Origin of the sequence: Pseudoalteromonas ostreae (assembly GCF_018069805.1) — a bacterium.
Classification (GTDB): Bacteria; Pseudomonadota; Gammaproteobacteria; order Enterobacterales; family Alteromonadaceae; genus Pseudoalteromonas; species Pseudoalteromonas ostreae.
Genome location: NZ_JAGPYN010000021.1, coordinates 62,879 through 74,287 on the forward strand (window position 1 = coordinate 62,879; position 11,409 = coordinate 74,287).

Annotated in this window: 13 protein-coding genes, 1 pseudogene and 1 riboswitch; of the genes and pseudogenes, 3 read left to right on the top strand and 11 right to left on the bottom strand. The window is 41.5% G+C overall.

The features are described 5' to 3' along the window. Positions 1 to 46: 46 nt before the first annotated feature. Positions 47 to 826, bottom strand: coding sequence for a peroxide stress protein YaaA (yaaA, locus tag J7338_RS16065; RefSeq protein ID WP_210797980.1), 780 nt, complete (start codon positions 824 to 826; stop codon positions 47 to 49). 247 nt (positions 827 to 1,073) lie between these two features. Here yaaA and tal point away from each other — a divergent pair, with 247 nt between their 5' ends. Together tal and J7338_RS16075 are read left to right on the top strand one after the other, a co-directional pair. After that, entirely contained in the window at positions 1,074 to 2,024 is a 951-nt protein-coding gene (gene tal / locus J7338_RS16070) for a transaldolase (RefSeq protein WP_210797981.1), read from the top strand. A 191-nt stretch (positions 2,025 to 2,215) separates the two neighbouring features. After that, a complete protein-coding gene (locus tag J7338_RS16075; RefSeq protein WP_145242910.1) occupies positions 2,216 to 2,404 on the top strand; it encodes a DUF3545 family protein in 189 nt (62 codons plus the stop codon). 108 nt (positions 2,405 to 2,512) lie between these two features. Here the strand turns inward: J7338_RS16075 and ung are convergent, their stop codons facing one another. From ung to J7338_RS16125, 10 genes are all read right to left on the bottom strand, one after another. After that, entirely contained in the window at positions 2,513 to 3,175 is a 663-nt protein-coding gene (gene ung, locus J7338_RS16080; protein ID WP_210797982.1) for a uracil-DNA glycosylase, read from the bottom strand. Beyond that, positions 3,172 to 4,026: a cobalamin-binding protein gene (locus tag J7338_RS16085; protein ID WP_210797983.1), complete on the bottom strand. Its 855-nt coding sequence runs from the start codon at positions 4,024 to 4,026 to the stop codon at positions 3,172 to 3,174. Before J7338_RS16085 ends, ung begins: the two co-directional genes overlap by 4 nt. Beyond that, positions 4,026 to 4,625, bottom strand: coding sequence for a cob(I)yrinic acid a,c-diamide adenosyltransferase (gene cobO, locus J7338_RS16090; RefSeq protein ID WP_210797984.1), 600 nt, complete (start codon positions 4,623 to 4,625; stop codon positions 4,026 to 4,028). The genes J7338_RS16085 and cobO overlap by 1 nt, the downstream gene beginning before the upstream one ends. Continuing rightward, the gene (locus J7338_RS16095; protein ID WP_210797991.1) at positions 4,609 to 6,111 is read right to left on the bottom strand and encodes a cobyric acid synthase; all 1,503 of its coding nucleotides are present in this window, start codon (positions 6,109 to 6,111) and stop codon (positions 4,609 to 4,611) included. Before J7338_RS16095 ends, cobO begins: the two co-directional genes overlap by 17 nt. Then, the gene (cobU, locus tag J7338_RS16100; RefSeq protein ID WP_210797985.1) at positions 6,111 to 6,638 is read right to left on the bottom strand and encodes a bifunctional adenosylcobinamide kinase/adenosylcobinamide-phosphate guanylyltransferase; all 528 of its coding nucleotides are present in this window, start codon (positions 6,636 to 6,638) and stop codon (positions 6,111 to 6,113) included. The genes J7338_RS16095 and cobU overlap by 1 nt, the downstream gene beginning before the upstream one ends. Continuing rightward, positions 6,635 to 7,432 carry an adenosylcobinamide-GDP ribazoletransferase gene (locus J7338_RS16105; protein ID WP_210797986.1) on the bottom strand — a complete coding sequence of 266 codons (798 nt, stop codon included), beginning with the start codon at positions 7,430 to 7,432 and terminating at the stop codon, positions 6,635 to 6,637. Before J7338_RS16105 ends, cobU begins: the two co-directional genes overlap by 4 nt. Continuing rightward, complete coding sequence (gene cobT / locus J7338_RS16110; RefSeq protein WP_210797987.1) at positions 7,432 to 8,496, bottom strand: nicotinate-nucleotide--dimethylbenzimidazole phosphoribosyltransferase; 1,065 nt, start codon at positions 8,494 to 8,496, stop codon at positions 7,432 to 7,434. Before cobT ends, J7338_RS16105 begins: the two co-directional genes overlap by 1 nt. 4 nt (positions 8,497 to 8,500) lie before the next feature. Next, the gene (locus tag J7338_RS16115) at positions 8,501 to 9,496 is read right to left on the bottom strand and encodes a FecCD family ABC transporter permease (protein WP_210797988.1); all 996 of its coding nucleotides are present in this window, start codon (positions 9,494 to 9,496) and stop codon (positions 8,501 to 8,503) included. Further along, positions 9,483 to 10,319, bottom strand: coding sequence for an ABC transporter ATP-binding protein (locus J7338_RS16120; protein WP_215909110.1), 837 nt, complete (start codon positions 10,317 to 10,319; stop codon positions 9,483 to 9,485). The genes J7338_RS16115 and J7338_RS16120 overlap by 14 nt, the downstream gene beginning before the upstream one ends. An 86-nt stretch (positions 10,320 to 10,405) precedes the next feature. Then, positions 10,406 to 10,548: riboswitch (cobalamin riboswitch) on the bottom strand. A 22-nt stretch (positions 10,549 to 10,570) separates the two neighbouring features. Continuing rightward, positions 10,571 to 11,185, bottom strand: coding sequence for a histidine phosphatase family protein (locus tag J7338_RS16125; protein ID WP_210797989.1), 615 nt, complete (start codon positions 11,183 to 11,185; stop codon positions 10,571 to 10,573). Positions 11,186 to 11,304: 119 nt separating this feature from the next. Between J7338_RS16125 and J7338_RS16130 the strand changes: the two are divergent. Further along, positions 11,305 to 11,409 (top strand): annotated as a pseudogene (locus tag J7338_RS16130) (transposase); the annotation flags it as partial.

The following is an 11,409-nucleotide window of genomic DNA, read 5'->3' on the forward strand; positions in this document are numbered from 1 at the left end:
AAAACTAAAAAGCCATGCATTGCATGACTTTTAAACAGATTAATAACTAGTTTTGTTCATCTCTTAGAAATACTGGCTCCAGCTCTTTTTGGGTCGCTTCGCTACTGTAGTAGTAACCATCAACAGTAAACTTTTTTAAATCGCTTAACTGGGTAACTTTATTCTCAATAATGTAGCGAGCCATCAAGCCGCGAGCTTTTTTAGCATAAAAGCTGATAATTTTATATTGGCCGTTTTTACAGTCTTTAAAGTGTGGAGTAATGATCTGCGCGTTTAAGGCTTTTTTATCAACCGCTTTAAAATACTCGTTTGATGCTAAATTTACTAAATATTGGCTATCTTGCTCAGCGAGTACGGTATTAAGTTTATCTGCAATAATACTGCCCCAAAACTCATAGAGGTTTTTACCACGACGATTACCAAGCTTAGTACCCATTTCTAAACGATAGGCTTGCATTAAATCAAGTGGTTTTAATAACCCGTAAAGGCCCGATAAAATACGTAAATGGCTTTGCGCGTAATCAAGTTGCCCAGCAGTTAAGCTGTTTGCATCTAAACCACCATATACATCGCCATTAAAAGCCATCACAGCTTGTTTGGCGTTGTCGGTAGTAAACGGTTGCGACCATTCACTAAAGCGAGCAGCATTAAGGCCTGCTAGCTTATCGCTAATTTTCATTAAACTGCTAATTTGTACTGGCGTTAATTCGCGGCACACCGTCATCAACTCTTCGCTGTGTTCAAGTAACTCAGGTTGCGTGAATTTACCAGTGCTTGCTTGGCTCTCGTAATCTAAATTTTTTGCAGGTGAAATAACAGTGATCATAGTTAGCTATTGACTTGGAAATTATTTAATGTCAATTTCAACATTAAATGAAACGAAAAGCACGTTTTGTTTATATCAATTAGCTTGAATTGATTGATATGATACCTACCTTATTCGCATAGCAGATTTAGCCATGCTCTTCGTTCTTTACTGATACGGACATAAGACCTATAAAGCACTGTCATAGTGTTGCAGTATAAGGTAGTTACAGTATTTTCTTTTAACTTGCTTGGAATGAGGAAAGCAAATGACTTCAGCTCTACAAAGGCTCAAACAACATTCATCTATCGTGGCCGACACTGGTGATATTGAAGCGATTAAAAAACACCAACCGGAAGATGCAACAACTAACCCTTCATTGCTATTAAAAGCCAGTGAAATTGAAGCCTATAAACCGTATTTAGATAAAGCGTGGAGTTATGCTAAAGAAACCGAGCAAGACGCTGCTAAACAATTAGAACTAGCCTGTGACTACTTTGCTGTATTACTAGGTAAAGAGATAAGTGACATTGTGCCAGGTTATATTTCAACCGAAGTTGATGCACGTTTATCATTTGATACTCAAGCAACAATTGCTAAAGCACACACATTACTAAGCCTTTATGAAAAAGAAGGTGTGAGTAAAGATAAAATCTTAATCAAAGTTGCCTCAACGTGGGAAGGTATTAAAGCCGCAGAGCAACTTGAAAAAGAAGGTACTAAGTGTAACTTAACGCTGCTATTTAGTGATGCCCAAGCCCGTGCTTGTGCAGATGCTAACGTATTTTTGATTTCACCATTTGTTGGCCGTATTTTAGATTGGCACGTTGCTAACGGCTTAGAAAAACCAACTGATCCATTACAAGATCCAGGCGTGCAATCAGTACGCAGTATTTTTGAATTTTATAAGCGCCATGATTATAAAACGGTTGTTATGGGCGCAAGTTTCCGTAACACCGGTGAAATCATCGCACTAACTGGTTGCGATAAACTAACCATCAGTCCTAACCTTTTAGAAGAGCTAGGCAACCTTGAAGGTGCACAGGAGTATTTACTTGAAAGTAATATTGCTAAAGAGCCAAAACCAGCACCTTTAACTGAGGCACAGTTCCGTTGGTTACATAATCAAGATGCCATGGCGACAGAAAAACTAGCTGAAGGTATTCGCTCATTTGCTGATGCACAAGAGCAACTAGAAGCGCGTTTTAAAGCAATGTAATCGCTTTTATCGACTCGTTAATGAGTAAAAAACTAAACGTCGCATTTGCGGCGTTTTTTTATGCCTGAAAATAATCTCTATTCATTAACTTATCACTTACCTGTAACATAAATGTCACTTTTTTATTCTATTTTAGTGTGGCCTGTGGTATAGGTATTTTCGAGGTTCAAAAAATTCAATAGGAGAAGTTCATGGATAGCCTAGACGATATTTTAGAGATATTAGAAGGTCCTGATACGACAAGAAAGACCTCTCAGAAAAATAAAAAGAGAAAATGGCGCGAAATCGAAGCTTTAAAAGACAAGCAACGTTTACGTAAAGAACTACAGGAACTAGACTTTTTTACAGACAATATTGCGATTGATGAATTAGATTTTTAATTTCGCAATTGCTACTAACCTACTAAAAAGCCCTTACTAATAAAGTAAGGGGCTTTGTTTTTATCAGTTAACGTATATTCTGCGCGGGATAAACCCCGCCTACAATTCCTAAACTTGCCAATCGATCGCTGTTTGCCCTTGCTGTGTTAATAACTGATTGGTTACTGAAAAATGCTGGCAACCAAAAAAGCCACGATGCGCAGACAACGGCGATGGGTGCGGGCCATTTAAAATATGGTGACGCGTACTATCAATGCCTTTACCTTTCTTTTGTGCGTGAGCACCCCATAAAATAAATACCACACCTTCACAGTATTGATTAATATGAGCAATAACCTTATCGGTAAACTGCTCCCAACCTAAGTGTTTATGGGAATGGGCTTGGCCTTGCTCAACAGTCAGTACGGTATTAAGTAAAAACACTCCTTGCTCTGCCCAGCGTTGTAAATAACCGTGCGTGGGCACGCGAAAACCATCGATATCTGTAGCCAGCTCTTTATAAATATTTTTTAATGAGGGTGGAAGTTTACCAACCTCTGGTAATACCGAAAAACACAAACCATGCGCTTGTCCTTCGCCGTGGTAAGGATCTTGTCCTAAAATAACCACTTTTAGATTACTTAACGGTGTTGCATCAAATGCACTAAATACATACTGCTCTGGCGGATATACAGCAATACCTTCGCTGCGCTTTTGAGCAACTGTATCCAACGTCTGCTGCATATAAGTTTTTGCACATTCGGTTTTTAAAAAGTCTTGCCAATCACTCATTGTGCCTCCTTAATTGCAACGCGTGAATCATCTATTTTAGTACACATATCAGCAAGACCATCCAACATACGCGTGGTAAAACGGTGTAGTAAATCTGCATTGACGCTAATAAACTGATGCTGCTTTACTGCGGGTACTTCGGGCCATAATGACCAATCAATCACAGCTTGCGGCTTTTGTGATTTCTCATCTGGTAATATTATTACCTCTGGTTTTGCTACAACCACATTTTCAATGCTGATCTGCGGGTAATCAGTGCGACTGTTTGCAAATACATTGCGCCCTTGGCAAATATCGATTAACTGATTGATCCAGGTATTTTTACCCACCGTCATCATCGGTTCTGCCCATAGTTGGTAAAATACCGCGACCTTACTTTTACCTTGCTGCTTGGCTTTGATTACAGCAATTTTCTGCTCAAATTCAAGTGCGGCTTGCTCGGCTGATTGCTCACGTCCAGTAAGCTCACCTAAACGGCGCAGTTCATTGGGCACTTTATCTACTTCACTGGCGTCACTGTAAATTATATCAATACCAAAACTTTTAATACGTGCTAAATCCTCAGCTTTGCTACCCGTTTTCCATGCTAAAACTAAATCAGGTTTGAGGGCCAGTAGCTTTTCTATTTGAATACCTTGGTGACCACCGATACGTGGGATATCATTGGCCGCAGCAGGGAAATCAGCATATTCCACGGTTCCCACGATTTGCTCACCAGCGCCGATGGTATAGAGGTTTTCAACAATATGCGGGGCCAAGGCGATAATTCTTAATTGCTTGTTAGGATCAGCCACGAGCTTAAAGCAGCACAGAGCCAGCGATAAAACGAGTACAAGCCTAAGCGTAGCCATTAATAATCAAATCCTATTTGCGCTTTAACACCAGCATCAAATGCATGCTTAACATTGCGCACTTCACTAACAGTATCAGCTAAGTCAGTTAACTTGCGGTGCGCACCACGGCCAGTAATAATTAAAGATTGCATTGGCGGACGATTAGCGATCACTTCGAGTGCTTCGTCTAAATCAATGTAGCCGTAGGTGATCATATAAGTAATTTCATCAAGTAATACTAAATTAATTGATTCGTCAGCCAACATACGTTTTGCTTCTTGCCAAGTCGCTTGCGCCGCTGCGGTATCTGATTCTTTATTTTGCGTCTCCCAGGTAAAACCTGTGTTCATAATGGCAAATTCAACCCCTGCGCCTTGCAATACATTACGCTCCCCACACGGCCATGTACCTTTAATAAACTGGCACACAGCAGCTTTCATGCCATGGCCTACACAACGTGTTACCGTGCCAAACCCTGAGGTTGATTTACCTTTACCATTACCAGTGATCACCTGAAAAACGCCTTTCTCAGTTTGTGCTGCGGCTATACGCTCATCAACTTTATCTTTTAATTTTTGTTGGCGTTGTTGGTGCTTGTCGTTATGTGTGTCGCTCATGATTAACTCCTTCCCATTTTTGGTAAATTTGCGTTATTTTGTCTAAATCTAAATGCTCTTTACACATCGTGGCTAAGCGCGTTAATTGCTGCTCGCGATGTGTGTCTATATCTATTAATTGGGTAATACCACTATTTGGCAATACCCAATCCAATATTAGTTGCGTAGCTGCACTGCTATCAAATAAGCCATGTAAGTAAGTACCTGCTATACAATCATCATCTGATATAAAACCATCTTGCTTAACATGCTGTGGATGCTGAATGAATTGTAAAAAAGGCTTTTTAAGTGCAGGGCCTGCGCTACAACCGGCGTGTATTTCATAGCCTGCGACTTTTGCTTGTTGAGCGCCAAGATGGATCACACCAGCAGCTTGAGTTAGTACTTTATGCTGTCCTAAATGAGTGGCAAAATCAGCAAGCCCTAAAGCTTTACAGTGTGTTTTACTTGACTCCACCCCCTCAGGGTCATAAATATCTGTGCCGAGCATTTGCAAACCTCCGCAAATACCTAATAACTTACCGCCATAACGCAAGTGACGCTGAATCTGCTCGCCCCAGCCTTCATTGTTTAAAAAGGCTAAATCATTAATAACATTTTTACTGCCAGGAATGATGATCAGATCAACATCTGGAATTGCTTGAGTATGGCGAATGTAATTAATGTCAATTTGCGGGTTTAAACGCAGCGCATCAAAATCAGTGTGGTTACTAATATGAGGAAGTAGCAATACTGCGATTTTTATTTTTGCTTGGCTTACTTGATTATCTATCGCTACCGCGTCTTCAGCATCTAGGGCGAGATCATGTAGATACGGCAACACCCCTAACACTGGTTTACCGGTGTACTCTTCAAGCCAATCAAGGCCACCTTGCAATAAGCCTATATCGCCACGAAAACGGTTGATCACAAAGCCTTTTACTCGGGCTTGTTCTGACTCGCTTAATAGCGCAAGAGTACCGACCAAATGCGCAAACACTCCGCCTTTATCTATATCTGCAATAATGATCACGGGGCAATCAACCGCTTCGGCGTAACCCATATTAGCAATATCACCCGCACGTAGATTAATTTCAGCCGGGCTGCCCGCCCCTTCAACTACCAGTAGCTCAAACTCTTCGCTTAAACGCTGTTGCGAAGCCAGTACCGCATCCATCGCGACTTTTTTATAATCATGATAAGCACCTGCTTCCATATTACTAATGGCTTTACCGTGAATTATCACTTGAGCGCCAGTATCACTATTGGGCTTGAGTAAAATGGGGTTAAAATCAACCCGTGGCGCCACTTTAGCTGCAATCGCCTGTAGTGCTTGCGCACGACCTATTTCGCCGCCATCTTCTGTTACAGCGCTGTTTAAGGCCATATTTTGTGGTTTGAATGGAGCAACTTTGATCCCGCGTTCAACAAATACCCGGCACAATGCTGCAACTAAAGTACTTTTCCCTGCATCAGAAGTCGTACCTTGTACCATTAATGTTTGCATCATGACTGCCCTTTCAGTGTTAAGGCAAGACCTGCCATTATAAATTCAACTCGCGCAGCTTTTGCGGCAATAGCTTGATGTAACCTGCCTGATTCATCTACAAACCGGCGGCTTAGCTCGCCCAATGGCACAATGCCGTGGCCAACTTCGTTACTGACAAAAATCACTTGCCCTGGTAAATTTTCAAGGGTCTTTAGTAGTGCTGATTTCTGTTCATCCCAACAATCACTTGTGGCGTGACATAAACAGTTACTTAACCATAAGGTTAAGCAATCAACTAAAATACAGTTATCTTTGCTGCTGTGTGTTTGTAACGCCTCAGCCAATGCAATTGGCTCCTCAACTAACGGCCAATCTTCAGGGCGTTGTTGTTGATGATGGACTATACGATCTTGCATTTCAGTATCGTGGGCTTGCGCCGTTGCGAGGTAAATAACGCTTTTATTGCTTTGCTGTGCAAGCTGTTCGGCAAAGCGGCTTTTTCCACTGCGTGCGCCGCCTAAAATAAATGTGTGGTTAGCGTTCATAATACACTCACGAAAGTTAAGTAAATGGCAATTTCACTTAGCTGCTGCGCCGCACCTAAACAATCGCCAGTGTAACCACCTAACTGCTGTTTAAACCAGCGGATCAAAATGACTCTTAGGATCAGCAATACTGCGATAAGAATGAATACGGTTTGCCATAACAATACACCAACAGCAATCAAGCTAACCAGTAAAGTAGCGGCGGTTACAAGTAACGTAACTAAACTAGTGACCGTTAGGTGCATAGCAAGCGGCTTTACTTTTGAAGTCGCATCTTCACTGACATAATCCATCCCCATAATTAAACTGGTTGCCACTACTCGGCTTACACATTGCCCGATAACAATTGCACTCAACACAGTGATCAATGATTCACTAAGAAAGAGTAGGCTTTGAAATTTAACCAGCAGCATAATAAATAATGCCGCTGCACCATAAGTACCAAGACGACTGTCTTTCATAATGGCAAGCTTTTGCGACACCTGCCAACCACCGCCAAAACCATCCCATACATCGGCCCAGCCATCTTCATGAAATGCGCCTGTTAATAACAACCCGACCGCCATCATTAGTAATACACTTATTGATGCTGGTAACAGTAATTGAAAAGCGCCGTAGCTGAGTGCTAATAATCCACCAAGCAGTAAACCCACTAAAGCAAAATAGCGACTTGCTTGATTTAAATGAGCACCGCTTACATTAAAGCGCAACTGCACCGGTAGCCGGGTTAAAAAGCTAATTGCTAATAACAGTAACTGCCATTGCGTTACTTTATTTGCCTCTAGGTTAGGCATTAACTGACAACCTGCTCAACACCAGCATCAGCAAAACTGGCCATCTGATTATAAAAACCAAGTGCGGCTTGCAATAATGGTAAACTTAACGCAGCACCAGTCCCTTCACCCAAGCGTAAATCAAGTTGCAGCAGTGGCTTAACATCGAGTGCGTTTAACATCAGTCGATGGCCTTGCTCATTTGAGCAATGTGCAAAAATTAAATAATCTTTCACTGCTGGGTTAATATTAATTGCGGCCATTGCCGCAGCACTACAAATAAAGCCATCAACTACTACAGCTATGCCCTGCTCAGCCGCAGCCAACATAGCTCCCGTAATATGCACAATTTCAAAGCCACCTAACGCTGCAAGTAGTGAAATAGGATCTGCTAAATGTAACTGATGCAATACCAGCGCTTGCTCTACAACTGTTATTTTACGCGTAACAATATCATCACTAACCCCCGTGCCTTTGCCAACACACTGCTGTGCAGGTAAATTCAGCATAGCGGCCATAATCGCTGCAGCACTGGTGGTATTACCTATGCCCATTTCGCCAAAGGCAATTGTATTACAACCACTATGACTGAGCTGCTGCACCAGCTGTTTAGCATTATTAAAGCCTTGCAGTACCTGCGCGGTATTCATTGCCATGTCTGTATTAAGTGGCTTTGTTATACTTCCTAGACGGCAATTATGGACACTCGGCGCTGTGACTGGATGCAAAATACCACAATCAATCACTTCTAATTGCCAACCTAACTGTTGGCAAAAGACATTAATAGCGGCACCACCGCTGACAAAATTAGCTACCATTTGTGAGGTGACATCACTGGGCGCTATCGATACCCCTTGTGCAGCAACACCATGATCTCCTGCAAATACCAGCAAGGTAGGCTTATTGATTGCAGGTGCAAAGGTTTTAAAAGCATCTTCGCTTGCCACTTTTTGGCTAAACAAAGTAACCAGTTGTATTGCACATTGTTCTAACTGTCCAAGTGCACCAAGCGGTTTAGTTTTTTGGTTAATCTTATCAATGATAAGATGACCAAATTGATTAGTTACTGTGGGTATATTAAACATCTGACTAACTCTCTCGCTTGCGAAAATAAAGTAACGATAAAAAGAAAATACTGCCTATTGCAGAAGTAATAACACCGATTGGCAATTCTTGATTTGCAAGTAAAACACGCGATAGCACATCAACCCACACCATAAATATACCGCCAACTAAAGCCGTCATGATCAAACCAGTAATAGTGCCTTGCGACACAAAAAACCGTACTATATGCGGGATCATCAAACCAACAAAACCAATACCACCACACATCGCCACTAACACTGCAGTGATCAATGAGCTCAATACCAACATTAATAACCGAAACCGCTGTACCGGTATTCCTAAAGTTGCAGCACTTTCATCACCTAGTAACATTGCATTTAGTTGCCGACGAAAACCCATCATCAGCACTGTGCAACTAATAATAACTGAAGCGGGTAACCATAACGTTGACCATTGTGCACGAGCAAAGCTGCCTAGCGTCCAAAATAAAATAGCCGTGATCGCCTGTGGATCACTAAAATACAAAAGTAAGCTGGTAAAGGCACTGAATAAAAAGGATAAAGCGACCCCAGCCAAGAGCATGCTTTCAACTTGTCCGCGACCTGCTCGTCCGGCAATAAAAACCAGCAATAACATAGTCAATAAACTACCAACAAATGCCGCAGCCGACATTGTTATTCCCGCGCTGACTCCTGTTAGTGTCATAAAACATACCACACCAAATGAGGCTCCCGATGAAATACCAAATAAGTAAGGATCGGCTAACGGGTTACGGGTTACGGTTTGTAAAATTAAACCAGCAATAGCTAAACCAGAGCCAGCTAAAAACGCCAACAATGTTCGTGGCATTCGCAGTTGCCATATGATCCGCGCTATAAATGAGTCATCTCCCTGACCTATAATACTGTGGTATACATCAATGAATTTACTGGCTGCAGCACCAAAGCTAAGTGCTATAAAAATGCTCGACAAGGCAAAAAATAGCGCCATGCTGACTGCAAAATAATTATTTTTTTGCATCAACGCCACCCCCCTGATAGCCGTAAAAATAAGTAATACGCGGAATGACCTTATTTAATTGTTTACTCTGTGGATGCGCCGAGACTTCGGCACAGACACCAAATACTTCGCTGAGCATTTCTTCCGTGATGACATATTCTGGACTCCCCTTTGCAACTAGCTCACCTTGCTTGATCACCAGTAGTTCATCACACATACTTGCTGCAAGATTAAGATCATGGAACGATGCTAATACCGTTACATTTAGCGATTTAGCCAACTCCATTAATTGAATTTGATATTTAATATCTAAGTGGCTGGTAGGCTCGTCCATAATTAATAATTGAGGGCTTTGTACAATTGAACGTGCTATCAATGCGCGTTGCTTCTCGCCACCGGAAAGGGAATCAAACGATTGCTGTAAATGATGGCTCAAGCCAACTTGCTCAATCGCCTGAAAAATAATTTGTTGATCATTTTTAGTTGTCGAACTAAATAAGCTTTTATGCGGCGTAAGGCCGAGACTCACTACATCATAAAGCGATAGGTTAAATTGCGAAGGTGTTTCTTGCAGCACCACAGCAACCTGCTTGGCATATTCATCCGCACTTAGCTGCCAAATATTTTTCCCTGCAAATATAACCTCACCGCACACTGGTTTAGTGTAACGGTATAAACAACGCAATAAACTTGATTTACCTGCGCCATTAGGCCCTAACAAACCGATAAACTGGCCTGGTTTTATTGCAAAATTAATATCGTGCAAAATGGCGGTATTTGCCACCGACCACGATAAATTAGCTACTTCAAGTAAAGGGGGCTCAATTACTACTGGTATTTGCAATGTGTTATCTCTCTAGCAATAGCTAAACCCAATACACTACAAACCATTATGATCATGGTGATAATAGAAGAGTTAGCCCGCTCAATAGGTAATAAATTAACGTATTTTGTATCTGACTTATCGCGCTTGCGACTTACAGTTGCGGGAACAGTTGAGGAGTTACACCCCATTCCAAAATACATAAGGCTCTATTATGGGCGGGTGAGTAAATATATCAATTAATATCTTTCTAGACGGCTAAAAATAGTCTTTTAAAACACAATTCTGGGCCATGCTTTATCGCTATCATCTATGTAAATATCAATACATATTAGCTTTCCATAACCAATTGAAAATATGTTTTGCTGATTCGACTCTTTTGGTAACTGACAAATAATACCTAATAGTTGCTTGATAACTCCGGCATGCGTCAAAACTAATTGTGCTTGAGTCTGATTACTTACAATATCAATTAGTAACGTTTTCCACCACGTTGCTATTCGCTGATAAAAATCCCTCATACTTTCGCCATGAGGGGGGGTTACTTGCCAAGGGCTTTGCCAGAAATCGCCAAGACGAGGAGGGTCCGTTTGTTGCCACAAATCATCATATTTACAGCCATCCCAATCACCAAAATTAAACTCTCGGAGCTGATCGGTCAGAAAAAGTGGTATTTGCTGGGCATGACTAAAAGATCTGGCAAATTCGCTACAACGTTTCAGAGTCGAACTTTGTACAAGCTCAATATTAGTGAGCTCATTGCACGCTTGATGTAATTGCGCACAACCAAGCTCACTGAGTAAAAAATCGGTATGTCCGGCCAAGACTCCTTGCTCAATCAATTCGCCATGGCGTAATAAATAAACGCGACTAGAAAATGGCGGCATAAAACTCTCCTACATTAAAGAAAAATACTTTTAACAATAGCATAATGATCATCCTAAACGGATTAAGCGCACATCAAAATGTAGAACCGCATTAGCTCCTATTTTTCCACCATTACCCTTTGCCTCCTTACTCACCAGAACAGAACCCGATTGAGCAAGTGTGGGCATGGATACGAGACAGAGGGTTATCTAATCGTACTTTTTCAGATTATGACGACATTGTG

Bases quoted from the DNA above. Each gene is read 5' to 3' on its own strand.
- yaaA (WP_210797980.1), bottom strand. From the start codon at position 826: ATGATCACTGTTATTTCACCTGCAAAAAATTTAGATTACGAGAGCCAA.
- tal (WP_210797981.1), top strand. From the start codon at position 1,074: ATGACTTCAGCTCTACAAAGGCTCAAACAACATTCATCTATCGTGGCC.
- J7338_RS16075 (WP_145242910.1), top strand. From the start codon at position 2,216: ATGGATAGCCTAGACGATATTTTAGAGATATTAGAAGGTCCTGATACG.
- ung (WP_210797982.1), bottom strand. From the start codon at position 3,175: ATGAGTGATTGGCAAGACTTTTTAAAAACCGAATGTGCAAAAACTTAT.
- J7338_RS16085 (WP_210797983.1), bottom strand. From the start codon at position 4,026: ATGGCTACGCTTAGGCTTGTACTCGTTTTATCGCTGGCTCTGTGCTGC.
- cobO (WP_210797984.1), bottom strand. From the start codon at position 4,625: ATGAGCGACACACATAACGACAAGCACCAACAACGCCAACAAAAATTA.
- J7338_RS16095 (WP_210797991.1), bottom strand. From the start codon at position 6,111: ATGCAAACATTAATGGTACAAGGTACGACTTCTGATGCAGGGAAAAGT.
- cobU (WP_210797985.1), bottom strand. From the start codon at position 6,638: ATGAACGCTAACCACACATTTATTTTAGGCGGCGCACGCAGTGGAAAA.
- J7338_RS16105 (WP_210797986.1), bottom strand. From the start codon at position 7,432: ATGCCTAACCTAGAGGCAAATAAAGTAACGCAATGGCAGTTACTGTTA.
- cobT (WP_210797987.1), bottom strand. From the start codon at position 8,496: ATGTTTAATATACCCACAGTAACTAATCAATTTGGTCATCTTATCATT.
- J7338_RS16115 (WP_210797988.1), bottom strand. From the start codon at position 9,496: ATGCAAAAAAATAATTATTTTGCAGTCAGCATGGCGCTATTTTTTGCC.
- J7338_RS16125 (WP_210797989.1), bottom strand. From the start codon at position 11,185: ATGCCGCCATTTTCTAGTCGCGTTTATTTATTACGCCATGGCGAATTG.